Genomic DNA, 23,736 nt, shown 5'->3' on the forward strand with positions numbered 1-23,736 from the left:
CTGGAGGTGTGGCCACCGCCAGGGACAGCCGTACGACGCCGGGCGGCCCCGAGCCGCCGCCCGGCGGCGGCATCCTGTGGTCCCTCCAGGGCGAGCTGCGCAGCGTCCTCGCCCTCCCCGCCGCCATGGCCATGCAGGTGGCGCATCCGGGGGTGGGCGCGGGCGTGGACCAGCACTCCGTCTTCCGCACCGACCCCTGGGGGCGCGGCGAGCGCTCGCTGCGCTCGATGCAGCTGTGGGTGTACGGCGGGGAGCGGGCGGCGGCGGAGGGCCGCAGGCTGCGCGAGCTGCACCGGGCCGTCCGGGGCGTGGACGCCGACGGCCGCCCCTACCGGGCGCTGGACCCCGCCTGCTATCTGTGGGTGCACGCGTCCGGCTACCCGGTCTATCTGCACGCCCAGCGCGTGCTCGGCCGCCGCCCGTTCACCCGGGCCGAGGAGCTGGAGCTGTACGCGGAGTGGCTGAGGATCGGCCGCGTCCTGGGCATCGACGACCGCGACGTGCCGCGCACGGCCGAGGACTTCTGGCCGTACTACCGGGGTGTGCTGGCCCACGACCTCGAGGCCACGCCGGTCGCCCGCGAGCTCACCGCGCCCGACGGCTCCCTGCCCCCGCCCGACGTCGGCCCGCGCCCGCTGCGGCTCGCGCTGCGCGCCGCCTGGCCCCTGCTGCTCCCGCCCTTCGCCCGCTTCCGTTCCTTCCTGACCGTCGGCCTCATCCCGCCGGAGGCGCGCCGGGCGATCGGTCTGCCGTGGAGCGCGGCGCAGGAGCGCAGGCTGCGCCGCTTCGGCCGGGCCGTCAGCCTGCTGGTCCCGTTCCTTCCCGAGCGCCTGCGCTACCTCCCTCTCGCCCGCGAGGCCCGCCGCGAGGCGCGGCGCCGAGGGGCGAGGCCCCGGCAGGGGCCTCGCCTGGGGAGCGTCAGCGGCTCCCACCGCCGTGGACGGTGTCCGTCGCATGGATCGCCTTCCACGACTTCGGCCGCGCCACGGCCACGCCCGCACCCGCGTCCGTAGCCGCGTCCGCCCCGATCCCGTCCGCCCCGATCCCGTTCGCCCGCGCGGCCGGTGCGCCCGGCTTGGACGGCGTGAACAGCCAGGTGTCGAAGAGGTCTCCGAGCGGCCGGCCCGAGACCTTCTCGGCGTACGTCTCGAAGTCGCGCACCGACCCGTTCCCGTAGCGCCGCTCCGTCGGCCACCCCTTGAGGATCGTGAAGAAGTCGTCGTCGCCGACCTCGCTCCGCAGCGCCTGCAGCGCGATCGCCCCGCGGTCGTACACCGCGGAGTGGAACTGGTTGTCCGGCCCCGGGTCCCCCGGCTTGACCGTCCAGAACGCGTCCTCGGCCGGATGCTGCGCGTACACGTAGTCCGCGAGCTCCTGCGCCGTGCCCTCGCCCTCCTTCTCCGACCACAGCCACTGCGCGTAGCGCGCGAAGCCCTCGTTGACCCAGATGTCGCGCCAGTCCTTCATCGAAACGCTGTCGCCGTACCACTGGTGGGCGAGCTCATGGACCACCACCGAGACGTTCGAGCCGCCTCCGAACTGCCGGGGGCTGTAGAACGGACGGGTCTGGGTCTCCAGCGCGTACCCCGTCTGCACATTGGGCACATAGCCGCCGAGCGCGTTGAAGGGATAGGGGCCGAAGATCCCGCTGAGCCAGTCCGCGACCTCGGCCGTCCGCTCGACGCTCGCGCGCGCCGCGCCCGCGTTGTCGCCCAGGTCCTTGCTGTACGCGTTGATGACCGGCAGGCCGTTCGCGGTGGTGTCGGTGGTGATGTCGAACCTGCCGACGGCGAGGGTGGCGAGATAGGTGGCCTGGGGCCTGTTGGAGCGCCAGCTGTAGCGCGTCCAGCCCAGCCGTGAAGTGGTGGACTGCAGCGTGCCGTTGCTGATCGCCTGTGTCCCGTCGGGCACCGCGACCGACACGTCGTAGGTGGCCTTGTCGAGCGGGTGGTCATTGCTCGGGAACCACCACCACGCCGCCTCCGGCTCATTCGCCGCGACCCCGCCGTCCGGGGTGCGCAGCCAGGCCGTATACCCGCCCACCTGCACCTTGGAGGGCGTGCCGCGGTAGCGCACGACGACGGTGAAGGGGCGGCCGGAGTCGAGCGGGGCGGCCGGGGTGATCTCCAGTTCGTGGTCGCCCTTCGCCGCGAACGCCGCCTTCTTGCCGCCCACCAGCACTTCGCTCACCTCGAGGGCGAAGTCGAGGTTGAAGCGGGACAGGTCCTGGGTGGCGGTGGCCACGACCGTCGCCGTGCCCTCCAGGCGGTCGGTGGCCGGCTGGTATGTCAGCCGCAGGTCGTAGTGGGAGACGTCGTACCCGCCGTTGCCGTAGCTGGGGTAGTACGAGTCCCCGATACCGGGCGCGCCCGGGGTGGCGTCGGCCGCCGAGGCCGGGACCGCCAGCAGCAGGCACGCGGCGGCCGCGCTCGGGACGGTGAGTCTGTGGCGCACGGATCCTCCAACTCGTCGGGGAGAAGTCGGGGAGAACGATCACTGCAGACCCTAGGTACTCGCCGAGGCCCCTCCTGTCCATCACCTTGGACGACACACGATCGACATCCGGTCGACATCGGTGGTCACCTTGGCCCTGCGGAGATCCGAGTGCCCTCTTCTGCACGGGAGTTGACTCGCGCTACGGTCCGCCCGTGCTGCTACGTATGCGGAAGCCCCGCCGCGCAAGAACACGGATAGCGCTCCGACCGCTCGCGGCCGCCGCCCTGGCGGCCCTCGCCGCGACGCTCATACCGCCCCTCGGCCCACCGGCCGCCCAGGCCGCCGAGTGGGAGAGCAGACCGGTCTACTCATACGACAATGCCATCCGTGAATCCGTATGGGTGGACACCGGATTGGACGGCGACTCGGATGGGAAGACCGACCGGGTCGCCGTCGACATCGTGCGGCCGAGCGAACCCGCCCGGCAGGGCCGCCGCATCCCCGTGATCATGGATGCGAGTCCGTACTACTCGTGCTGCGGACGCGGCAACGAGAGCCAGAAGAAGACCTATGACGCGGCCGGCAAGCCCGTCCTCTTCCCGCTCTTCTACGACAACTACTTCGTGCCGCGCGGCTACGCCACCGTCCTGGTCGACCTCGCCGGGACCAACCGCTCCGACGGCTGTGTGGACATAGGCGGCCGCTCCGACATCCAGTCCGCCAAGGCCGTCGTCGACTGGCTGAACGGCCGCGGCACCGGCTACACCACCCGCACCGGCGGCATGACCGTCACGGCCGGCTGGTCCAACGGCGCCACCGGCATGATCGGAAAGAGCTACGACGGGACCGTCGCCAACGGCGTCGCGGCCACCGGCGTCAAGGGCCTGAAGACCATCGTGCCGATCGGCGCCATCTCCTCCTGGTACGACTACTACTTCGCCAAGGGCGCACCGCTCTTCGACAGTGGCCCCGACGGCCTCGCGGACGCCGTCGAGAGCGGCGGCGCACACGCGCGCTGCGCCGCCGTACAGCGACAGCTCGTCGACGGCGCCCCGCGCAACGGCGACTGGACCGGCCTGTGGACCGGGCGCGACTACGTCCCCAGCGCCGGCAAGGTGCGGGCCAGCGTCTTCGCCGTTCACGGGATGCAGGACCTCAACGTCCGCACCAAACACCTCGGTCAGTGGTGGAACGCGCTCGCCGACGCCGGTGTGGAGCGCAAGATCTGGCTCTCGCAGACCGGGCACGTCGACCCCTTCGACTTCCGCCGCGCGGACTGGGTGCGCACCCTGCACCGCTGGTTCGACCACTATCTGCTCGGCATCGACAACGGCATCGAGCGCGAGCCCATGGCCGACGTCGAACGCGCCCCCGACCGCTGGTCCACCGACCGCTCCTGGCCGCCCGCCGGCACCCGCCCGGCCACGCTGCGGCCGCGCTCCGGCCAGACCCCCGGCGTCGGCGTCCTCGGCACCGAGCCGGCCGAGCCAGGCGCCACCGAGACGTTCACCGACGACCCGAGTCTGAACGAGGCCGACTGGGCCGCGCACATCGACCAGCCGACGGCCGCCAAGGCAGGGTTCGCCACCGCGCCGCTGAAGAAGGACCTGCGGCTCGCGGGCTCGGGCACGGTCACGGTCACCGCGACCTCCTCCACCTCCTCCGCGCATCTGTCCGCGGTCGTGGTGGACCTCGGCCCGGACACCATCAGGAACTACACCGGCGACGGCGAGGGCATCCGCACCCTCGCCGACCGGACCTGCTGGGGCAGCGGCACGGCGGGCGACAGCGCCTGCTTCAAGCGGACCGAGGCGGACACGGCGAGCGTCGACTACACCGTCCTCAGCCGCGGCTGGGCCGACCTCGGCCACTGGGCGAACGACGGCAAGGGCCGCCCGCTGACCCCCGGCAAGCCCTACACCATCACCCTCGACCTCGCCGCCACGGACCACACCGTCCCCGCGGGCCATCGGCTGGCCCTCATCGTCGCCGGTACGGACGCGGGCCTGATCGAACCGGCGGACACCACGCCCACGGTCACGGTCGACCTGGCCCGCACCCGGGCCCGGCTGCCCCTGACCGGTGGCGCCCCGGCGCTCGCCCGGGCCACCGCGGGCCCCCCGGCCGACGCCGCCACCGCCTCGCCCGACGCCGCCCCGCTGAAGGGCGTCGCCGAACCGCGCCGGACGGCCCGGCTGCCCTAGGGGTGTCCGACGGGGCTCCCCGGCGCCGCGGCGACCCACCGGACACCCCCTGGACACTCCCGGCCCCGCACCCCTTGATCCGATTCCTGCAAGGAGACCCGACTCCGTGACACCCGCGTTCTCCCGCATCCCCCTGATCCGCGCCGCGGCGGTCGGCGCCGTCGCGCTGCTGACCACGTCGTTCCTCAGCGCGCCCGCACACGCCGGAACTCCCAAGCCCCGTACCGGCTTCGAGGCCAGCCACGGCGCGCGCTGGACCACCGAGCCGGAGGAGGAGCGCTTCCTCGCCGCGGTCGACGCCGCGAGCGCGCGCGTCGCCGTCGACCGCATCGGCACCACCGCGCAGGGCCGCCCGCTGCGCCTGGTGCGGATCGGCGCGCCCGCCGCCCCGGCCCGCACCGGGGGCGCCAACTCGCTGCTGCTCATCTGCTCACAGCACGGCGACGAGCCGTCCGGCCGCGAGGCATGTCTGTCCACCGTCCGCGACCTCGGCTACGCCAAGGACGCGCGGACCAAGCGCTTCCTGGAGCGCACCAACGTCCTCGTCATCCCTACCGCGAACCCCGACGGCCGCGCCGCCGACACCCGCGAGAACTCCGAGGGCGTCGACATCAACCGCGACCACATCGCCCTCAAGACCGCGGAGTCCCGCGCGGCGGCCGCCGTCCTCCGCGACTGGCGGCCCGACACCGTCTACGACCTCCACGAGTACGGGGCCACCGTCCCGTACTACATGAAGGACCTGCTGGCGCTGTGGCCGCGCAACCTCAACACCGCGGACGCCGTGCACCAGGAGGCACGCACGCTCTCCGACTCATACGTCCGGCCGCACGCCGAGCACGCGGGCTTCAGCACCGGCGTTTACGGTATCTGGACCGACCCGGAAACCGGCAATCCCATCAAGCAGGTCGCGGGCGACGGCCAGGAGCGGATCCTGCGCAACACCGCCGGGGTCAAGAACTCCGTCGGCCTCCTCGTCGAGACGCGGGTCGACCCGCTCACCGACGCCGAAAAGGCCGACCCCGTGGTCAACAACCGGCGCCGGGTCAGCTCCCAGCTCGCCGCGCTCGACGGCGCCTTCGCCTTCACCGACGAGCGACGCGGGCGCATCGAGGCCGCCACCACCCGCGCCCGGCTGGCCGGCTACGCCGACCGCGGCCCGGTCTATCTCGGCGGCGGCGACAACGATCCGGCGGGCGCGGACGAGACCCTGGCCGACCCGCCGTGCGGCTATCTGCTGGACGCCGGACAGTACGCGCAGGTGAAGGACGAACTCGCACTGCACGGCGTCACGGCGCGGCCCCGGCACGGCGGCGATGACGGCGCCTTCGTACCGCTGCGCCAGTCGCTGCGCGCGCTGGTGCCGCTGCTCCTCGACGGCCGCGCCACCTATCACCTGACCGAGGGGCGACCGGTCGATTCCTGCTGACAGCCGCTGACGCCCGCTGATACCTGCTGCCGGGCTCGTTTCCTCATCCCAGCCCCGCGGCCTCCTCCGCGCAACCCCAGGCGACGGTGACACCCGCCCCGCCGTGTCCGTAGTTGTGCAGGAGCCGGGGAAGTCCGACGCCGCCCGCCGCGGTGTCCGCCTCCAGCCGCACCCGCGACCGGGCCGGGCGCAGCCCCACCCGGTGCCCGATGACACGCGCGCCGGCCAGCCGCGAGTGAACGCGGGCGCAGCGGGCCACGATGGCCTCGGCCGTCGCCGGGTCGGGCGTCAGGTCCCAGACGTCCTCCCGGGCGGTGCCGCCGAGGATCACCCCGTACGGCTGGGGCAGTACGTACAGCGTGTCCGCCGAGCCCGGGTCGGCGGCCACGAACCACTCGTCGATGCCCGGGTTCTCGACGATCACCAACTGGCCCTGCACCGGGCGCACCTCGGCGTCCGGCACCAGGTCGCGGGCGCCGAGGCCGGTGCAGTTGACGACGAGCGGCGCTTCCCGGGCGGCCTCGGCCAGATCGGCCACGGCGCGCTGCTCGACGCTGCCGCCCGCCGCCTCGAGCCGCCGCCGCAGATAGCCGAGATGGGTCGACATGTCGACCACCGGAATCCGCGCCCGCAGGCCGTGGGTCCAACCCTCCGGCAGCTCCTCGCGGCGCGCCGGGCGCAGCCCCGGCACCTCGGTGGCCCAGGGGCCGAGGTCCCCGAGGCCGATGCCCGCCTGCGTCCCGTCGACCATCCGGACGCCGGTCTCCTCGGGCCGGGCGGCCAGTTCGGCCAACACGCCGAGCGTACGCAGGGACCAGGCGCCCACCTTCTCCGACGGCTGGACGCGGTACGGCCACCACAGCCCGCCGGCCACCGCCGAGGTGGTGGCCCCGGCCGGATCCCGGCTCCACACCGCTACCCGCCGGCCCCTCTCGGCCAGCACGATGGCACTGGTCAGACCGATGACCCCGGCCCCGACGACTACCGCATCGCTCGTCATGCCCGGAGGTTACCGACAGGGCGCGCTGCGCGCTGACCGTGCCCCGATATGGGAATACTTGGGGCATGATCTCCCAGTACGCGACCTTCGGCCTCGGGCCGGCGATGCGCGCCGGCGGCGTGCTGTCCAAGGGCGCGTACCGGATACACCGCGATTTCCTGGACTTCATCGTCGACGGCAGACCGCTGCTGTCGCGCCTCGCCGACCTCGACGCGGTCTCACCGCTCGCCGCCGACCTCGGCCCCACCATCTTCACCGCCCATGTGCGCGGCCTGCTGCTGGAGACCGAGGCGCCGCTGCCCGCCGGCCGCCGTGTCATCTACGGCTGCCCCGAGTGCGAGGGCCTGGAGTGCGGTGTGGTCACGGCGGTCATCGAGCGCGACGGGCCGGACGTCGTCTGGCGCGACTTCGCCTGGCAGACCGACGACACCCCCGACCTCTACCCCGACGTCGGTCCGTACCGCTTCCGCGGCGGGCAGTACCGCGCCGAGCTGGAGCGGCTGCTCGCACGCGAGGCCCCGGCGGGGCGCCGGGTGCTGCTCGTGGGGCAGCGCGTCGCCTTCCTCGCCAAGCTCGCCGCGGCGCTGCGCACCATCGGCATCGGCGCCGAGGTCACCCGGGACGCGGCGGCCGCCCACGCCGACGAGCTGCGCGGATACGGCGCCGTGGCCTTCGGCCGGTCGGTAGGCCCCGAGGAGCGCGCGGCCGTGCGCGATGCGTTCGCGGCGGCGGGCTCCGACGCGGTCTTCGTCGCCGAGTCGGCCCCGATCGTCCCCCTCCTCGTCGCCCGGATCGAACAGGCCCTTGACCGCTCCCCCCAGGACCAGCGGCGGCTGGCCGGGCTCAGGGCCGAGGGCGCCCAGGTGCTGCTCGATGTCGTCTCCCCGTGCCGGGTGCGGCTCCTCGCCCACCGCCTCGGCCGGCTCGGCCGCCCGCGCACCCACGCCCTGTTCGACGAACAGCTGGAGCCGGGCACCCACCGCATCCCCCTGGACGCGCGGGCCGTGCGCGGGGACGCCTTCGTGGTCGCCCGCACCTCCAGCACCGTCCTCGTGACCCCGGTGACCCCGGTTGCCCGCTGACCGGCAGCCGCCGCCCCCGGCGCCCCGACCCCGCTCCCGGCAGCCGTCCCCGGCACCGCCTCCCGGCGCCCGCTCCCGGAAAACCGCGCGACAGCCACCGCACCGCTCCGGTTAGGATCGGCGCTCTGATGACTGCCACTCTCGTCGCCAAGGACCTCGCCGCGGGCCACGGCGACCGCACCCTCTTCTCCGGCCTCGACCTGGTCGTGGCGCCCGGGGAGGTGATCGGTCTCGTCGGTGCCAACGGCGCCGGAAAGTCCACGCTGCTGCGGCTGCTGGCCGGGCTGAGCGACCCCGAGCACGGGGCCGTGCGGCTCAGCCCGCCGCATGCGACCGTGGGCCATCTGCCGCAGGAGCCCGAGCGGCGGCCGGCCGAGACCGTACGGGACTTCCTGGCCAGGCGCACGGGCGTGGCCGCCGCCCAGGCCGCGCTGGACGCCGCCACCCAGGCGCTGGTCGACGGCGCGCCCGGCGCCGACGACACCTACGCCACGGCCCTGGAGCGCTGGCTCGGGCTCGGCGCCGCCGACCTGGACGAGCGCGCCGACGAGGTCGCGGCCTCGCTGGGGCTCGACATCTCCCTGGACCGGCCGATGACCGCCCTGTCGGGCGGGCAGGCGGCGCGCGCCGGGCTCGCCTCGCTGCTGCTCAGCCGTTACGACGTCTTCCTGCTCGACGAGCCGACGAACGACCTGGACCTGGACGGGCTGCGACGCCTGGAGAGCTTCGTCCAGGGACTGCGCGCCGGCACGGTGCTGGTCAGCCACGACCGCGAGTTCCTCGCCTGCACGGTCGACAAGGTCCTCGAACTCGACCTCGCCCAGCAGCAGGTGAATTTCTACGGCGGTGGCTACGCCTCCTATCTGGAGGAGCGCGAGACCGCTCGCCGTCACGCCCGCGAGCGCTTCGAGGAGTACGCGAACACCCGCGCCACCCTGGAGACCCGGGCCCGCACCCAGCGCGCCTGGATGGAGAAGGGCGTCAAGAACGCCCGCCGCAAGGCCACCGACGGCGACAAGATCGGGCGGAACGCCCGGGTCGAGGCCACCGAGAAGCAGGCCGCCAAGGCGCGTCAGACCGACCGGATGATCGAGCGGCTGGACGTGGTCGAGGAGCCGCGCAAGGAGTGGGAGCTGCGGATGGAGATCGCCGCCGCGCCGCGCTCGGGCGCGGTGGTGGCGACCCTGCGCGGTGCTCAGGTGCGGCGCGGCGCATTCCACTTCGGCCCCGTCGACCTCCAGATCGACTGGGCGGACCGGGTCGCGGTCACCGGAGCCAACGGCTCCGGCAAGTCCACGCTGCTGGCCGCGCTGCTCGGCCGCCTCCCGCTGGACGCGGGCGCGGCGGCGCTCGGACCGGGCGTGGTGGTCGGCGAGATCGACCAGGCGCGTGCCCTGTTCTTCGGCGGAGAATCGCTGATGGACGCCTTCGGCGCGGCGGTGCCGGAGCTGCAGCCGGCCGAGGTGCGCACGCTGCTGGCGAAGTTCGGCCTCAAGGCCGACCATGTGCTGCGGCCCGCGTCCACCCTGTCCCCGGGTGAACGCACCCGCGCGGCGCTCGCCCTGCTCCAGGCCCGCGGCGTCAACCTGCTCGTCCTGGACGAGCCCACCAACCACCTGGACCTGCCCGCCATCGAGCAACTGGAGTCCGCGCTGGCCTCCTACACCGGCACGCTCCTGCTGGTCACCCATGACCGCCGGATGCTCGACGCGGTGCGCACCACCCGCCGCCTCCAGGTCGTGGACGGCCACGTCACCGAGGTCTGACCGGCGAACCCCTGAGCTGCCCCTGACGCACGGTGGGGGACGGGGCCGCCCGGAGGCGGCCCCGTCCCGTCGCCCGACTTCGCCGGCAGGCCTACCGCTTCTTGGGGTCCAGCAGCCCCGCCCGCCGCAGCGCGTCCGCCATCGCGCCGTTGGCCGGGGCCGCGTCGCGGCCTCCGGATCCGCCACGCTGCCCTCGGCCACCGCCCTGACGCTGCTGAGGGGCGCCGCGGCGGCCGCCGCCGTCGCGGGGACCGCGGGCGTCCTGGGCGGAGCGGTCCCGGTTGCGGTCCCGGCCTCCGCCCGACCCCGCGCCCGCCTCGTCGTCCAGCCTCAGCGTCAGTGAGATCCGCTTGCGCGGGATGTCCACGTCCAGGACCTTCACCCGCACGATGTCTCCCGGCTTCACCACGTCCCGCGGGTCCTTGACGAACGTCTTGGACATCGCGGAGACATGCACGAGGCCGTCCTGGTGCACACCGACGTCGACGAACGCGCCGAACGCGGCCACATTGGTGACCACGCCCTCCAGGATCATCCCGGAGGCCAGGTCGCCGATCTTCTCGACGCCCTCCTTGAAGGTCGCGGTCTTGAACGCGGGCCGCGGGTCGCGGCCGGGCTTCTCCAGCTCCTTCAGGATGTCGGTGACCGTGGGCAGACCGAAGGTGTCGTCCACGAACTGCTCCGGCCTGAGCCTGCGCAGCACGGCCGTGTTGCCGATGAGCGAGGCCACTTCGTCGCCCGCCGAGGAGGCCATCGACCGCACCACCGGATACGCCTCCGGGTGCACGCTGGAGGCGTCCAGCGGGTCGTCGCCGCCGCGGATGCGCAAGAAGCCCGCGCACTGCTCATATGCCTTGGGGCCGAGCCGGGGCACGTCCTTGAGCGCCTTGCGGCTGCGGAAGGGGCCATGGGCGTCGCGGTGGGCGACGATGTTCTCCGCGAGCCCGCCGCCGATGCCCGAGACCCGGCTGAGCAGCGGCGCGGAGGCGGTGTTGACGTCGACCCCGACGCCGTTCACACAGTCCTCGACGACCGCGTCGAGTGAGCGGGAGAGCTTCACCTCGGACAGGTCGTGCTGGTACTGGCCGACGCCGATCGACTTCGGGTCGATCTTGACCAGCTCGGCGAGCGGGTCCTGCAGCCGCCGGGCGATGGACACGGCGCCGCGCAGCGAGACATCCAGGCCGGGCAGCTCCTGGGAGGCGAAGGCCGAGGCGGAGTACACGGAGGCGCCGGCCTCCGAGACCATCACCTTGGTGAGCTTCAGCTCCGGGTGCTTGCCGCACAGCTCGCCCGCGAGCTTGTCGGTCTCGCGGGACGCCGTGCCGTTGCCGATCGCGATGAGGTCGACGTCGTGCTCGCGCGCCAGTCGCGCCAGCTTGGCGAGGGACTCGTCCCACTTGTTCTGCGGGACGTGCGGGTAGATCGTGTCGGTCGCGGCCACCTTGCCCGTCGCGTCGACCACGGCCACCTTCACCCCCGTACGGAAGCCGGGGTCCAGGCCCATCGTGGCGCGGGTGCCGGCCGGGGCGGCGAGGAGGAGATCGCGCAGGTTGGCGGCGAAGACGCGCACCGCCTCGTCCTCGGCGGCCTGCCGCAGCCGCAACCGCAGGTCGATGCCGAGGTGCACCAGGACCCGCGTGCGCCAGGCCCAGCGCACCGTGTCGGCCAGCCACTTGTCGGCCGGGCGGCCCCGGTCGGCGATGCCGAAGCGCTGCGCGATGCTGCGCTCGTACGAGGTGGGGCCCGCCTCCTCGGAGGGCTCCTCCGGCTCCAGGGCGAGATCGAGGACCTCCTCCTTCTCGCCGCGGAACATCGCCAGCACCCGGTGCGAGGGCAGCTCCGTGAACGGCTCGGCGAAGTCGAAGTAGTCGGCGAACTTCGCGCCCGCCTCCTCCTTGCCCTCCCGCACCTTGGTGGCCGCCCGCCCCCGCGTCCACATGCGCTCGCGGAGCTCGCCGATGAGGTCCGCGTCCTCGCTGAACCGCTCGGTGAGGATGGCCCGCGCGCCCTCCAGCGCGGCGGCGGGGTCCGCGACCCCCTTCTCCGCGTCGACGAAGGCGGCCGCGGCGGCCAGCGGATCCACGGAGGGGTCGCCGAGCAGCCCCTCGGCCAGCGGCTCGAGCCCGGCCTCCCGCGCGATCTGCGCCTTCGTACGGCGCTTCGGCTTGAAGGGGAGGTAGATGTCCTCCAGCCGGGCCTTGGAGTCCGCGGCCAGGATCTGTGCCTCCAGGGCCTCGTCGAGCTTGCCCTGGGACCTGACCGACTCCAGGATCGCGGCGCGCCGCTCCTCCAGCTCCCGCAGATAGCGCAGCCGCTCCTCGAGGGTGCGCAGCTGCGCGTCGTCGAGCATCTCGGTCGCTTCCTTGCGGTAGCGCGCGATGAAGGGCACGGTCGAGCCGCCGTCGAGCAGCTCGACGGCGGCCCTCACCTGCCGCTCCCGTACGCCGAGCTCCTCGGCGATCCTGCCTTCGATGGACGTCGTCACGATCACGCTCCGCTTTCTGTCTGCGCTGCGATCTGCATTGTGGCAGGTGGCACTGACACAAGCGGGCGCGACCGGCGCGTCCCGGCCGCGGGGCGGGTGATCAGACGTGCCTGCGGCGGCTCGTTCCGGCCCGTGAGGCCCCGCCGAAGAGGCGGGCGAGGGCACGGAAGGGGAGCGTCACCACGGCTGCGAGTGTCGATCCGATGGCGCGGAGCACATCGGCGATCGCGCGGAACACGAGACCTCCTCTTGGTCGGTCTTCGGACGGGTACACGGTCGGCAGCCGCCGCCGGGCGCCGTACGCAGCGCGGGACACGGGCTTGTCGCCGGCGTGCGCGGCGCGCGGTTGAGCGCCTTGGCGGGCCGCCGATCGTCCTCGACGGGCGGGTATCCCAACATGCCGTCGGCAAACCGCCCGCCGTCGCTCAGCGCTTGTCGCCGCCGCTCAGCGCCGGCCGATGCCGCTCAGCGCTTACCGATGAGGTCCGCGGGGAACCCGCCCGCCTCGATCGCGGTCTGGGTGAAGGCGCCCGCCAGCTCCGTCAGCCGCGCCACACCCGCCGCCCCGAGGTGCTCGTACGGGGCCCGGTCCAGCCGGTCCGTCTCGTCCTCGAGGGCCTTGCGCAGCTCTGTGCCCGCCGGCGTCAACTCCCCGTCGGCCGCCAGCAGTCCGCGCTCCCGCAGCCGCTCCTGCGCGGCCGCCCACTCCTCGGCCGACCAGCCCCTCGACCGCAGGATCCACTTCGGGGACATGCCCCTGCCGCTCGCCGTATGGCTGGCCAGCGCCTCCACGGGATCGAGCCCGGCGCCCAGGAGGGTCATCAGATGGCCGTCGCCGCGGTGCTCGCGCAGCAGCGTGGCGGCGTGCCAGTAGGCCAGGTGCGGGGCGTCGGGGACGGGGAGGTCGGCGTGCGCGGCATACAGGGGGCGGGCGGCGCGGGAACACGCCTGCGTGGCGCGCAGCGCCAGCTCCGCGGCCTCGGCCATCTCCTTCGAGGACACCGCGTCGTCGCCGAGCAGCCGCCGCAGCACGCTGTCGGCCGCGCGCAGCCGGGCCGCCAGCGCGGCCTCGGGGGAGATCACGTCCCAGACGGCGGGGAGGTGCCGGGCGATGAGGTCGTGCTTGAAGTTGAAGAAGGTCGCGGAGACGGTCCCGGCCCCGACGCGGCCGAACGCCGCCGCGCGGTTGACGAAGTAGTCGGCGCCCCGGTCCTCGACCCCCAGCCGCTGGAGCTCTCGCGTGAAGTCGGGCGCGAAGTAGACGGTCGAGTGGATGGGGTTGACGACGGCGTGGCAGCGCCGCGCGGCACGCTCGGGAAGTGAGGTCATGATCGTATGTTACTTACGGGTACAAGTGGGCGCGCCGGGCCCGGGGGCGCCGTGGTCGTACAGGGACGTGGTCGCGCAGGACGTGGCGTAGGGGACGAGGTGCTACACCGGGGCACCGGCGTCGGCCGGCGTCGGGGGCGTCCAGCCGAAGCGCGGGGCGCGCCGTTCGAGGAAGGCGGCGATGCCCTCCCCGATCTCGTCGCTGCCGCGCACCTGGTCCCGCCAGTACTCCAGGCGCGCCGGGTCGACGGGCCCGGACGTGAACTCCTTGGCCGCCGTCTGGGTGAGCGCGGACCGGGACAGCAGCACCCGCGTGAACTCCGCCACCCGCTCGCCCAGCCCGTCCGGCGGCAGCACCTCGTCCACCAGCCCCGTCCGCAGCGCCCGCTCGGTGCCGATCAGCTCGCCGGAGAGCAGCAGGTATTTGGCGGTCGCCGGGCCGACCAGGTCCATCAGCCGCCGGGTGGACGAGGGCGCGTAGACGATCCCGAGCCTGGCCGGGGTGATCCCGAAGCGGGCGCCCTGCTCGGCGAACCGCAGATCGCAGGCGGCGGCCAACTGGCAGCCGCCCCCCACGCAGTAGCCGCGCACCGCGGCGAGCGTCGGCCTGGGGAAGCCGGCCAGGGCCTCTTCCGCGGGCAGTGCCAGCGCCGTCGTCTCCTCGTAGGTCGTGCCGAGCGAGCCGATGTCCGCGCCCGTGCTGAAGGTGTCCCCCTCCCCGGTGAGTACCAGCGCCCGCACGGCCGGGTCGGCGGCCAGCCGCTCGAGCAGCGGGGGCAGCGCGCGCCACATGCCGGGGGTCAGCGCGTTGTGCTTGGCGGGATTGCGGATCACGACGGTCGCTATGCCATCGGTGACGTCGTGCTGCAGGCAGGGCTCCATGTCGCGGATCGTATCCGGCCGCTCGAGCGACTGTCGGCATCGCCGGAAGCAAGCCGGGCAGGAACAGTCGAGCGAGTGACTCTGGCATACGCACGCGGTCAAAAACCGTCGATAGGGGGCGACTTGCGCTCAGTTAGCCGGTCCGTACCAACACGTTCCCAACACTCGATGACGAGTGGTCGGGCTGCGGCGATGGGTGGGGATCGGACATGGAGATCGTCGGGAGCGTCCCTCCTGAACCGGGCGCGGCCCCGCCTCGCGGGCCGGTCGCCTACGAGGGCGTCTGGCGCTTCACCGCCCCCGCCCTCGACACCTCGGTTCCACAGGCCCGGCACGCGGTGCGGGACCTGCTGGCCCACCAGCGGGTCCCCGCCCCTGACGACCTCGTACAGAACCTCCTGCTGATCGTCTCCGAACTGGTCACCAACGCCGTGCGGCACGCGGCGCTGCTCTCCCCGGAGATCGCCGTGGAGGTGTCCATCGGTCCGGACTGGGTGCGGGTCGCGGTCGAGGACAACCACCCCTACCGGCCCAAGGCGCTGATGGCCGACCAGGGCCGGACCGGCGGGCGCGGGCTGTTACTGGTCCAGACGATCGCCGAGGAGGAGGGCGGGGTCTACGACGTCCAGCACACGGCGAGCGGCGGCAAGGTGGTCTGGGCCGCGCTGCCGCTCGCGGCCGCCCGGGCCGGCCTGACCGCTACCAGCCTGCCGCCGCTCCGGTGACCTCCCGGATCGCCGGCCGGGCCGCGTCCAGCACGGTCATGAACCAGGCCGAGAAGGGGTTCCGCTCGAGCAGCCGGGTCAGCTCCTCGGGGGTGACGAAGGCGGTCTCGCCGATCTCCTGCGGATCCGGCTGCGGCTGTGCCCGCACCACCCCCGCGAACAGGTGGTTGTACTCCTGCTCCACCAGGCCCGACACCGGATCCGGGTGGTTGTAGCGCACCGTGCCCGCCTCGCGCAGCAGCGCGGGCGCCACCCCCAGCTCCTCACCCGTACGCCGGGCCGCGGCCACGAACGGCGGCTCGCCGGGGTAGGGGTGGCCGCAGCAGGTGTTCGACCAGACGCCGGGGGAGTGGTATTTGCCCAGGGCCCGGCGCTGGAGCAGCAGTCGCCCGTCGTCGTCGAAGAGGAAGACGGAGAAGGCCCGATGCAGCCGGCCGGGGGCGAGGTGGGCGGAGAGCTTCTCCGCGGTGCCGATGGTCCTGCCGTCCTCGTCGACCAGCTCCAGCATGATCGCCTCCGCGGAACCGGTCGGCGCGCCCGGCGCGGAGGGCCTGGCGGTGTCGGTGGTGCGGCCGTTGGCGGGTGTGATTGGCATGACCGTCCTCATCGTCCGTCTCGGAACCTTCAAGTCTGCCGCACCTGTGCCATGTGTCAGTGGCAAAGTTTGGCCTCGTGCTCAGCATGTCCGCCCGGCTCCAGCTGGAACGTGCAATGGGTCACGTCGAAGTGTTCCCCCAGACAGCCCTGCAGGTCGTGCAGCATCCGCTCATGGCCGACCGCGTCCAGCGCCCGCCTGCTGACGACCACGTGTGCGGAGAGTACCGGCATGCCCGAGGTGATGGTCCATACATGCAGATCATGCAGCCCCTCGACGCCGGGGAGGGCGAGGATGTGGGCCCGTACCTGATCCATGTCCACATCCTGTGGCGCCGCCTCCAGCAGGACGTTCAGCGTGTCCCGCAGCAGCCGGAACGTCCGCGGCACGATCATGAGGCCGATCAGCAGGGAGGCGATGGGATCCGCCGCCTGCCAGCCGGTGGTCACGATGATCCCCGCCGATACGAGGACCGCGACCGAACCCAGCGCGTCCGCCAGCACCTCCAGGAACGCCCCGCGGACGTTGAGGCTCTCCCGCTGCCCGCCTCTGAGCACCGCCAGCGACACCACGTTCGCGGCCAGGCCCACGGCGCCGAACAGGATCGTCAGCCCGCCGTGGCTGGGGCTCGGGGTGATGAACCGAACCACCGCCTCGTACAGGATGTAGCCGCCCACGCCGAGCAGCAGCAGGCAGTTCGCCAGCGCGGACAGGATCTCGGCCCGCGCGTAGCCGTAGGTGCGGCGCGGGCTCGGCGGGCGGTTCGCGAAGTGGATCGCCAGCAGCGCCATGGCGAGCCCGAGGGCGTCGGTTGCCATGTGGCCGGCGTCCGCGAGCAGCGCGAGCGAACCGGCGAGCACACCGCCGACCACCTCCACGGCCGTCACCGTGAGCGTGATGCCGAGGGCGGCCCGCAGCCGCCACTGATGCGCGGCGCCCACCGTGCCGAGGCCGCCGCCGTGGTCGTGGCCTGCGCCCATGTACGGCCTCCTCCCGCGCGCCGCCACTGCCCGGGCGCGCCAGCTGCCTACGGCCCAGTGAACTACGGCGGCGCCCCACGGCGCGGTCAGCCGCGCCGGGCCCGAGACCGTCCGGCAGCGGGGCCCGCGGCGTCGCGTGCGCCGCTGCCGGGCGGTCTCGGGCCCGACCGCCGGACGGTCTAGGCGTGGTGCAGGCGCCAGCCCTCCCAGGCCGACCGCACCATCGCCTCCACCCCGTGCCGCGCGCTCCAGCCCAGCTCCCTGGCGATCAGCTCGGCCGATCCGACGACCCGGGCCGGATCGCCGGCGCGGCGCGCCTCGACCACCGGGGCGAGCTCCGGGTGGCCGGTCACCTCGCCGATCAGCCGTGCCATCTCGCGCACGGAGACGCCCCGGCCGGTGCCGATGTTCACCGTCAGATCGCCCCCTCCCGGCCGCTCGGCCAGCCGGCGGGCCGCGGCGAGGTGGGCGGAGGCCAGGTCCTCGACATGGATGTAGTCACGGATGCAGGAGCCGTCCGGCGTCGGATAGTCGTCACCGAAGATCCGGGGCGCCTCCCCCTGGGTGATTCGCTCGAACATCATCGGGATGATGTTGAACACTCCGGTGTCGGCCAGCCCGGGGCGGCTGGCGCCCGCCACATTGAAGTAGCGCAGACAGGCCGTAGAGATCGAGTGGGCCGCGCCCGTGGCCCTGACCAGCCACTCTCCGGCCAGCTTCGTCTCTCCGTACGGGTTCATCGGCCGACAGGGGGTGTCCTCGGTGACGAGTTCCACATCCGGCATCCCGTAGACGGCGGCGGAGGAGGAGAAGAGGAAGCTGCCGACCCCGGCCGCGACCACCGCCTCCAGCAGCACCGTCAGGCCGTGCACATTCTCGCGGTAGTAGCGCAGCGGCTGCTCGACGGACTCCCCGACCTGCTTCTTCGCCGCCAGGTGCACCACCCCGGTCACGCCGAGATCGGCGAAGGTGCGGTCCAGCAGCTCACGGTCGAGCGCGGAGCCCTGTACCAGAGGGACGCCGTCCGGCAGCCGCTCGGCGACACCACTGGACAGATCGTCGAGCACGGCGACACGCTCCCCGGCCTCCGCCATGACCCGCACGACATGCGCCCCGATATATCCGGCACCACCTGTGATCAGCCACGTCATGACCGCACCTTATCCACAGCCGGGGCGGGCGGCGTTTGTCCCGGAGCACCGCCATCCACCATGATGATCGCGGCAGCGGAAGCCGTCGTTCCCCCGAGCGGGTGATGAATGTGCGGTGAACGGACGCTTCCTTGCATCCGATAGCCTCTGCCGACGTGCCGCCCGCCCCTCGCGGGGCCCGGGGTGTGTGACGCCCGCTGTCCGGACGGCGGCCCCCGGCCGATCCCTGTCCGGCGCGGCCACCGTGCCAGCTGCCAAGGAGTGAGTTCGTCTGTCGACCGCCATTCTCACCGGTCCCGCGGTCGCGGGGTCGTCCCTTGAGGACGACCTGCGGTCGCTGGGGTTCGACGTGCGCACGGCAGCCGACGCCGCCGGGGTCGCGAGGGAGCTCGCGGCCGCCCCGGCGCGTGAGCGGGTGGCCCTGGTCGACCCGCGCTTCGTCGGCCACGTCCACGCGCTGCGCCTGGCCCTGACCGATCCGCGCTTCCCGGCCGCCGCGGTCCACGGCGCCCTCACCGCCCAGCCGGAGGCCCGCGCGGCGCTCACCCGCGCGCTGACGGTGTACGCGCCGGGGGCGGCGGCGCCCGGGCGCGGCGCCCTCGCAGTGGCGGGCGCCACGGCGGCCCCTGGGGCGGACGTGCACCTGCCGGCCCCGGACGGCTCCGCCGTGCTGCCCGACGCCCTCGCCGACGCCCTGGGTGCCGAGGACGTCGCCGTGCACCGGCCCGAGCTGGGGGTGCTCGTCGCCGACGTACCCGAGGACGCGCCGGGGCGCGCCGAGGCGCTGGCCCGCACCCGGGCGGTGGACGACGAGAAGGTGCGGCTGCGCAGCGCCGTCAAGGCGCGGGACGGCTTCTTCACGACCTTCTGCATCAGCCCCTACTCGCGCTACATCGCCCGCTGGTGCGCCCGTCGCGGGCTGACGCCCAACCAGGTCACCACCGCCTCCCTGCTCACCGCCCTCATCGCGGCGGGCTGTGCGGCCACCGGCACCCGCCCCGGGTTCATCGCGGCCGGGCTGCTGCTGATCGCCTCCTTCGTCCTGGACTGCACCGACGGCCAGCTCGCCCGCTACTCCCTCCAGTACTCCACGCTCGGCGCCTGGCTGGACGCGACGTTCGACCGGGCCAAGGAGTACGCGTACTACGCGGGGCTCGCGTTGGGCGCCGCGCGCGCCGACGGGGGCGGGGATGACGTATGGGCGCTCGCGCTCGGCGCGATGGTGCTGCAGACCTGCCGCCACGTCGTCGACTTCTCCTTCAACGAGGCGAACCACGACGCCACCGGCAACACCAGTCCCACCGCCGCCCTCTCCAACCGCCTCGACAGCGTCGGCTGGACGGTCTGGCTGCGCCGGATGATCGTGCTGCCGATCGGCGAGCGCTGGGCGATGATCGCGGTGCTCACCGCGTGCACCACGCCCCGTATCACCTTCTACGTCCTGCTCATCGGCTGCGCGCTGGCCGCCTGCTACACCACCGCGGGCCGGGTGCTGCGGTCGCTGACCCGCAAGGCGCGGCGCACGGACCGCGCGGCGCTCGCCCTCGCGGACCTCGCCGACCCGGGCCCGCTCGCCCAGGGCTTCGCCGCGGCCCTCCGCGGGGCCGCGCGCCGGCTCCCGGCCCTGGCCGCCCCCGCTCTCGCCCTGCTCGGAGCGGCCGTCGTGGTCGCCGTGGCGGCGCTCACGTCCTTCGGCAGCCCCTGGGCGGTCGCCGCCGCCGCGGGCTACGCGCTCACCTCGGGACTGGCCGTGGCCCGTCCGCTGAAGGGCCCGCTCGACTGGCTCGTGCCGCCGGTCTTCCGTGCCGCGGAATACGGCACCATCCTGGTCCTGGCAGCCGACTCGGGGGTGAACGGGGCCTTGCCCGCCGCTTTCGGGCTGGTGTCAGCGGTCGCCTACCATCACTACGACACGGTGTACCGCATCCGCGGCGGCACCGGCGCGCCCCCGCACTGGCTGGTGCGGGCGATCGGCGGGCACGAGGGGCGGACCCTGGCGGTCACGGTCGCCGCCGCCCTGCTGTACGAGCAGAACCAAGGCTTCACCATCGCGCTGACCGCTCTCGCGGCGGCCCTCGCGCTGGCCGTGCTCAGCGAGAGCATCCGCTTCTGGGTGTCCTCCGGAGCACCCGCTGTACACGACGAAACAGGAGAACCCGCATGATCGGCCTCGTGCTGGCGGCCGGCGCCGGAAGGCGTCTGCGCCCTTACACCGACACCCTTCCCAAGGCCCTGGTACCCGTCGACGGTGATACCACCGTCCTCGACCTGACCCTCGGCAACTTCGCGGAGGTGGGCCTGACCGAGGTCGCGATCGTGGTCGGTTACCGCAAGGAGGCCGTGTACGAGCGCAAGGAGGCGCTGGAGGCGAAGTACGGCCTCAAGCTCACCCTCATCGACAACGACAAGGCCGAGGAGTGGAACAACGCCTACTCCCTGTGGTGCGCCCGTGACGCGATCCAGCACACCGTGATCCTCGCCAACGGCGACACCGTGCACCCGGTCTCCGTCGAGAAGACCCTGCTCGCCGCCCAGGGCAACGGCCAGAAGATCATCCTCGCCCTGGACACGGTCAAGCAGCTCGCCGACGAGGAGATGAAGGTCGTCGTGGACCCCGAGAAGGGCGTCCAGAAGATCACCAAGCTCATGGACCCGGCGGAGGCGACCGGCGAGTACATCGGCGTCACCCTCATCGAGGGCGAGGCCGCCGCGGAGCTGGCGGACGCGCTGAAGACCACCTTCGAGCGCGACCCCGACCTGTACTACGAGGACGGCTACCAGGAGCTGGTCAACCGCGGCTTCAAGGTCGACGTGGCCCCGATCGGCGACATCAAGTGGGTCGAGATCGACAACCACGACGACCTCGCGAAGGGCCGTGAGATCGCATGCCAGTACTGACCCGCCTCATCCCGTCTCCCGTCTCGGTCGACATCAACGCCGGGGCCCTGGACGACTTGGCGGGCCTGCTGGCCGACCAGCGCATCTCGGCCTCCGGCAAGCTGGCGGTCGCGATCAGCGGCGGCTCCGGCGCCGTACTGCGCGACCGGCTGGCCCCGGTGCTGCCGGGCGCCGACTGGTTCGAGCTGGCCGACGGCACCATCGACGGCGCCATCCAGCTGGCGGACGCCATGAAGTCGGGGCACTACGACGCGGTCGTCGGCCTGGGCGGCGGGAAGATCATCGACGCCGCCAAGTACGCCGCCGCGCGCATCGGCCTGCCGATGGTCGCCGTCGCGACGAACCTGTCGCACGACGGCATCTGCTCGCCGGTGTCCATCCTGGACAACGACGCGGGCCGTGGCTCATACGGTGTGCCGACCCCGATCGCGCTGGTCATCGACCTCGATGTGATCCGCGACGCCCCGGTGCGCTTCGTCCGCTCCGGCGTCGGCGACGCCGTCTCCAACATCTCCGCGATCGCGGACTGGGAGCTGTCGCACCGCGAGACGGGCGAGCCGATCGACGGCCTCGCGGCGGCCATGGCCCGTACGGCGGGCGAGTCGGTGCTCCGGCACCCCGGCGGCTGCGGGGACGACGACTTCCTGACCGTGCTGTCAGAGGGCCTGGTGCTGTCCGGCATCGCCATGTCGATCGCCGGTCACACCCGGCCGTCCTCCGGCGCCTGCCATGAGATCAGCCACGCCTTCGACCTGCTCTACCCCAAGCGCTCCGCGCTCCACGGGGAGCAGGTCGGCCTCGGCGCCGCCTTCGCGATGCACCTGCGGGGCTCGCACGAGGAATCCGCGCTGATGGTCGACGTACTGCGGCGGCACGGCCTGCCCGTCCTGCCGACCGAAATCGGATTCAGCGAGGACGAGTTCGTCAAGGCGGTGGAGTACGCGCCGCAGACCCGCCCCGGGCGCTACACGATCCTCGAGCACCTTGACCTCTCCTCCGACGCGATCAGGGACGCATACGCCGACTATGCCAAAGCAGTCAGTCAAACCATCGGTGGCTGAACTCCGCCCGGTCGTCCACCCCGCGGGTGTGAAGGACCGGCGGAGCGGTGAGCACTGGGGGGGACGCCTGTACATGCGGGAGATCTCGCTGCGGGTGGACCGGCACCTGGTGAACACGCGGGTCACGCCCAACCAGCTCACGTACCTGATGACCGTCTGCGGCGTGCTCGCGACCCCGGCCCTGCTGGTGCCGGGGATCGCGGGCGCCGTGCTCGGCGTGCTGATGGTTCAGCTCTATCTGCTGCTCGACTGCGTCGACGGCGAGATCGCGCGCTGGCGGCAGCAATTCTCGCTCGGCGGGGTCTACCTGGACCGGGTCGGCGCCTATCTGACCGACGCCGCGGTGCTCGTCGGCTTCGGCCTGCGCGCCGCCGATCTGTGGGGCAGCGGGCGGATCGACTGGCTCTGGGCCTTCCTGGGCACCCTGGCCGCCCTCGGCGCGATCCTGATCAAGGCCGAGACCGACCTCGTCGGCGTCGCCCGCCACCAGGGCGGGCTGCCGCCGGTCAAGGAGGCGGCGTCCGAGCCGCGCTCCTCCGGCATGGCGATGGCCCGCAGGGCCGCCGCGGCGCTCAAGTTCCACCGGCTGGTGCTCGGGATAGAGGCGTCCTTGCTGATCCTGGTCCTGGCGGTGCTGGACTCGATGCGGGGCGACCTGTTCTTCACCCGACTCGGCGTCGCCGTACTCGCGGGCATCGCCCTTCTGCAAACTCTTCTTCACCTGGTGTCCATCCTCGCGTCGAGCAGGTTGAAGTGATGACGGACACACTCAAGGTCGGCGCGGTCGTCCTGACGATGGGCAACCGCCCCGACGAGCTGCGCGCGCTGCTCGACTCGGTCGCCAAGCAGGACGGCGACCGGATCGAGGTGGTCGTCGTGGGCAACGGCTCACCGCTGCCCGAGCTCCCGGACGGGGTGCGCACCGTCGAGCTCCCGGAGAACGTGGGCATCCCGGCGGGGCGCAACGTCGGCATCGAGGCGTTCGGCCCCGGCGGCGCCGAGGTCGATGTACTGCTCTTCCTCGACGACGACGGCCTGCTGCCCCACACGGACACCGCCGAGCTGTGCCGTCAGGCCTTCGCCGCCGACCCCGAGCTCGGCATCGTCTCGTTCCGCATCGCCGACCCCGAGACCGGCACCACACAGCGCCGCCATGTACCCCGGCTGCGCGCCTCCGACCCCATGCGGTCCTCGCGGGTGACCACCTTCCTCGGCGGTGCCAACGCGGTCCGTACGAAGGTCTTCACGCAGGTCGGCGGGTTGCCGGACGACTTCTTCTACGCCCATGAGGAGACCGACCTCGCCTGGCGCGCCCTGAACGCCGGCTGGATGATCGATTACCGGTCGGACATGGTGCTGCACCACCCGGCCACCGCGCCGAGCAGGCACGCGGTCTACCACCGCATGGTCGCCCGCAACCGGGTCTGGCTGGCGCGGCGCAATCTCCCCATCCCGCTCATCCCCGTCTATCTCGGCGTCTGGCTGCTGCTCACCTTGGCCCGGCGACCCTCGAAAGCCGCTCTCCGTGCCTGGCTGGGCGGGTTCCGGGAAGGCTGGAAGACTCCGTGTGGTGCACGCCGCCCCATGAAGTGGCGTACGGTATGGCGCCTGACCCGACTGGGCCGACCGCCTGTCATCTGACAAGCTCGTATCTGAGAGCATCGGGCGCGACCCGGGGCGCGGCCCCCGTCAGCGCACCCCTGATGAGGA

At 73.0% G+C, this 23,736-nt stretch carries 20 protein-coding genes; 11 read left to right on the top strand and 9 right to left on the bottom strand.

All coding sequences use genetic code 11. The features are described 5' to 3' along the window. Window positions 1-8 precede the first annotated feature (8 nt). Window positions 9-1,013: an oxygenase MpaB family protein gene (locus PV419_RS44110; RefSeq protein WP_319698774.1), complete on the top strand. Its 1,005-nt coding sequence runs from the start codon at window positions 9-11 to the stop codon at window positions 1,011-1,013. Here the strand turns inward: PV419_RS44110 and PV419_RS44115 are convergent. Then, entirely contained in the window at window positions 919-2,454 is a 1,536-nt protein-coding gene (locus tag PV419_RS44115) for a M1 family metallopeptidase (protein ID WP_319698776.1), read from the bottom strand. The genes PV419_RS44110 and PV419_RS44115 overlap by 95 nt on opposite strands. A gap of 206 nt (window positions 2,455-2,660) precedes the next feature. Between PV419_RS44115 and PV419_RS44120 the strand changes: the two genes are divergently transcribed. Continuing rightward, complete coding sequence (locus tag PV419_RS44120; protein WP_319698858.1) at window positions 2,661-4,640, top strand: Xaa-Pro dipeptidyl-peptidase; 1,980 nt, start codon at window positions 2,661-2,663, stop codon at window positions 4,638-4,640. A 106-nt stretch (window positions 4,641-4,746) separates the two neighbouring features. Beyond that, window positions 4,747-6,069: a M14 family metallocarboxypeptidase gene (locus PV419_RS44125; protein ID WP_319698778.1), complete on the top strand. Its 1,323-nt coding sequence runs from the start codon at window positions 4,747-4,749 to the stop codon at window positions 6,067-6,069. A gap of 43 nt (window positions 6,070-6,112) precedes the next feature. Here PV419_RS44125 and PV419_RS44130 read toward each other — a convergent pair whose 3' ends face one another. After that, window positions 6,113-7,069 carry an FAD-dependent oxidoreductase gene (locus PV419_RS44130; RefSeq protein ID WP_319698780.1) on the bottom strand — a complete coding sequence of 319 codons (957 nt, stop codon included), beginning with the start codon at window positions 7,067-7,069 and terminating at the stop codon, window positions 6,113-6,115. Between the two features lie 65 nt (window positions 7,070-7,134). On the opposite strand from PV419_RS44130, the gene PV419_RS44135 reads away from it, so the two are divergent. Continuing rightward, window positions 7,135-8,151, top strand: a complete 1,017-nt coding sequence (locus PV419_RS44135; RefSeq protein WP_319698781.1) for an oxidoreductase — start codon at window positions 7,135-7,137, stop codon at window positions 8,149-8,151. 128 nt (window positions 8,152-8,279) lie between these two features. Beyond that, the gene (locus PV419_RS44140; RefSeq protein ID WP_319698782.1) at window positions 8,280-9,917 is read left to right on the top strand and encodes an ABC-F family ATP-binding cassette domain-containing protein; all 1,638 of its coding nucleotides are present in this window, start codon (window positions 8,280-8,282) and stop codon (window positions 9,915-9,917) included. A 91-nt stretch (window positions 9,918-10,008) separates the two neighbouring features. Here the strand turns inward: PV419_RS44140 and PV419_RS44145 are convergent, their stop codons facing one another. The 4 genes from PV419_RS44145 to PV419_RS44160 form a co-directional block, all read right to left on the bottom strand. Beyond that, window positions 10,009-12,405, bottom strand: coding sequence for a Tex family protein (locus tag PV419_RS44145; RefSeq protein ID WP_319698784.1), 2,397 nt, complete (start codon window positions 12,403-12,405; stop codon window positions 10,009-10,011). 100 nt (window positions 12,406-12,505) lie between these two features. Beyond that, window positions 12,506-12,643, bottom strand: coding sequence for an LPFR motif small protein (locus PV419_RS44150; RefSeq protein ID WP_319698786.1), 138 nt, complete (start codon window positions 12,641-12,643; stop codon window positions 12,506-12,508). Window positions 12,644-12,870: 227 nt separating this feature from the next. Next, complete coding sequence (locus PV419_RS44155; protein ID WP_319698787.1) at window positions 12,871-13,734, bottom strand: SCO6745 family protein; 864 nt, start codon at window positions 13,732-13,734, stop codon at window positions 12,871-12,873. Between the two features lie 102 nt (window positions 13,735-13,836). Beyond that, window positions 13,837-14,616 (bottom strand): enoyl-CoA hydratase/isomerase family protein, encoded by a 780-nt coding sequence (locus PV419_RS44160; protein ID WP_319698789.1) that lies wholly within the window; start codon window positions 14,614-14,616, stop codon window positions 13,837-13,839. A 209-nt stretch (window positions 14,617-14,825) separates the two neighbouring features. Here PV419_RS44160 and PV419_RS44165 point away from each other — a divergent pair, with 209 nt between their 5' ends. After that, on the top strand, window positions 14,826-15,341 hold the full coding sequence (locus PV419_RS44165; protein WP_319698791.1) for an ATP-binding protein: 516 nt from the start codon (window positions 14,826-14,828) through the stop codon (window positions 15,339-15,341). Here PV419_RS44165 and idi read toward each other — a convergent pair. From idi to galE, 3 genes are all read right to left on the bottom strand, one after another. Continuing rightward, a complete protein-coding gene (gene idi, locus PV419_RS44170) occupies window positions 15,316-15,936 on the bottom strand; it encodes an isopentenyl-diphosphate Delta-isomerase (RefSeq protein WP_319698793.1) in 621 nt (206 codons plus the stop codon). The two genes, PV419_RS44165 and idi, sit on opposite strands and share 26 nt — an antisense overlap. A gap of 56 nt (window positions 15,937-15,992) precedes the next feature. Continuing rightward, on the bottom strand, window positions 15,993-16,916 hold the full coding sequence (locus PV419_RS44175) for a cation diffusion facilitator family transporter (protein ID WP_319698795.1): 924 nt from the start codon (window positions 16,914-16,916) through the stop codon (window positions 15,993-15,995). Between the two features lie 179 nt (window positions 16,917-17,095). Next, a complete protein-coding gene (gene galE, locus PV419_RS44180; protein ID WP_319698796.1) occupies window positions 17,096-18,067 on the bottom strand; it encodes a UDP-glucose 4-epimerase GalE in 972 nt (323 codons plus the stop codon). Between the two features lie 271 nt (window positions 18,068-18,338). On the opposite strand from galE, the gene PV419_RS44185 reads away from it, so the two are divergent. From PV419_RS44185 to PV419_RS44205, 5 genes are read left to right on the top strand one after another with little or no spacing between them, the layout of a single operon-like run. Then, a complete protein-coding gene (locus tag PV419_RS44185) occupies window positions 18,339-20,231 on the top strand; it encodes a DUF5941 domain-containing protein (protein ID WP_319698860.1) in 1,893 nt (630 codons plus the stop codon). Next, entirely contained in the window at window positions 20,228-20,965 is a 738-nt protein-coding gene (locus PV419_RS44190; RefSeq protein WP_319698798.1) for a phosphocholine cytidylyltransferase family protein, read from the top strand. The genes PV419_RS44185 and PV419_RS44190 overlap by 4 nt, the downstream gene beginning before the upstream one ends. Continuing rightward, window positions 20,953-22,026 carry an iron-containing alcohol dehydrogenase family protein gene (locus PV419_RS44195; RefSeq protein WP_319698799.1) on the top strand — a complete coding sequence of 358 codons (1,074 nt, stop codon included), beginning with the start codon at window positions 20,953-20,955 and terminating at the stop codon, window positions 22,024-22,026. The genes PV419_RS44190 and PV419_RS44195 overlap by 13 nt, the downstream gene beginning before the upstream one ends. Further along, window positions 21,992-22,783, top strand: a complete 792-nt coding sequence (locus PV419_RS44200; RefSeq protein WP_319698801.1) for a CDP-alcohol phosphatidyltransferase family protein — start codon at window positions 21,992-21,994, stop codon at window positions 22,781-22,783. The genes PV419_RS44195 and PV419_RS44200 overlap by 35 nt, the downstream gene beginning before the upstream one ends. Continuing rightward, a complete protein-coding gene (locus PV419_RS44205) occupies window positions 22,783-23,667 on the top strand; it encodes a glycosyltransferase family 2 protein (protein WP_319698804.1) in 885 nt (294 codons plus the stop codon). The genes PV419_RS44200 and PV419_RS44205 overlap by 1 nt, the downstream gene beginning before the upstream one ends. Window positions 23,668-23,736 lie beyond the last annotated feature (69 nt).

Origin of the sequence: Streptomyces sp. ME19-01-6 (assembly GCF_033793745.1) — a bacterium.
Taxonomy (GTDB): Bacteria; Actinomycetota; Actinomycetes; order Streptomycetales; family Streptomycetaceae; genus Streptomyces.

Bases quoted from the DNA above. Each gene is read 5' to 3' on its own strand.
- PV419_RS44120 (WP_319698858.1), top strand. From the start codon at position 2,661: ATGCGGAAGCCCCGCCGCGCAAGAACACGGATAGCGCTCCGACCGCTC.
- PV419_RS44130 (WP_319698780.1), bottom strand. From the start codon at position 7,069: ATGACGAGCGATGCGGTAGTCGTCGGGGCCGGGGTCATCGGTCTGACC.
- PV419_RS44135 (WP_319698781.1), top strand. From the start codon at position 7,135: ATGATCTCCCAGTACGCGACCTTCGGCCTCGGGCCGGCGATGCGCGCC.
- PV419_RS44140 (WP_319698782.1), top strand. From the start codon at position 8,280: ATGACTGCCACTCTCGTCGCCAAGGACCTCGCCGCGGGCCACGGCGAC.
- PV419_RS44155 (WP_319698787.1), bottom strand. From the start codon at position 13,734: ATGACCTCACTTCCCGAGCGTGCCGCGCGGCGCTGCCACGCCGTCGTC.
- PV419_RS44160 (WP_319698789.1), bottom strand. From the start codon at position 14,616: ATGGAGCCCTGCCTGCAGCACGACGTCACCGATGGCATAGCGACCGTC.
- PV419_RS44165 (WP_319698791.1), top strand. From the start codon at position 14,826: ATGGAGATCGTCGGGAGCGTCCCTCCTGAACCGGGCGCGGCCCCGCCT.
- idi (WP_319698793.1), bottom strand. From the start codon at position 15,936: ATGCCAATCACACCCGCCAACGGCCGCACCACCGACACCGCCAGGCCC.
- PV419_RS44175 (WP_319698795.1), bottom strand. From the start codon at position 16,916: ATGGGCGCAGGCCACGACCACGGCGGCGGCCTCGGCACGGTGGGCGCC.
- galE (WP_319698796.1), bottom strand. From the start codon at position 18,067: ATGACGTGGCTGATCACAGGTGGTGCCGGATATATCGGGGCGCATGTC.
- PV419_RS44190 (WP_319698798.1), top strand. From the start codon at position 20,228: ATGATCGGCCTCGTGCTGGCGGCCGGCGCCGGAAGGCGTCTGCGCCCT.
- PV419_RS44195 (WP_319698799.1), top strand. From the start codon at position 20,953: ATGCCAGTACTGACCCGCCTCATCCCGTCTCCCGTCTCGGTCGACATC.
- PV419_RS44200 (WP_319698801.1), top strand. From the start codon at position 21,992: ATGCCAAAGCAGTCAGTCAAACCATCGGTGGCTGAACTCCGCCCGGTC.
- PV419_RS44205 (WP_319698804.1), top strand. From the start codon at position 22,783: ATGACGGACACACTCAAGGTCGGCGCGGTCGTCCTGACGATGGGCAAC.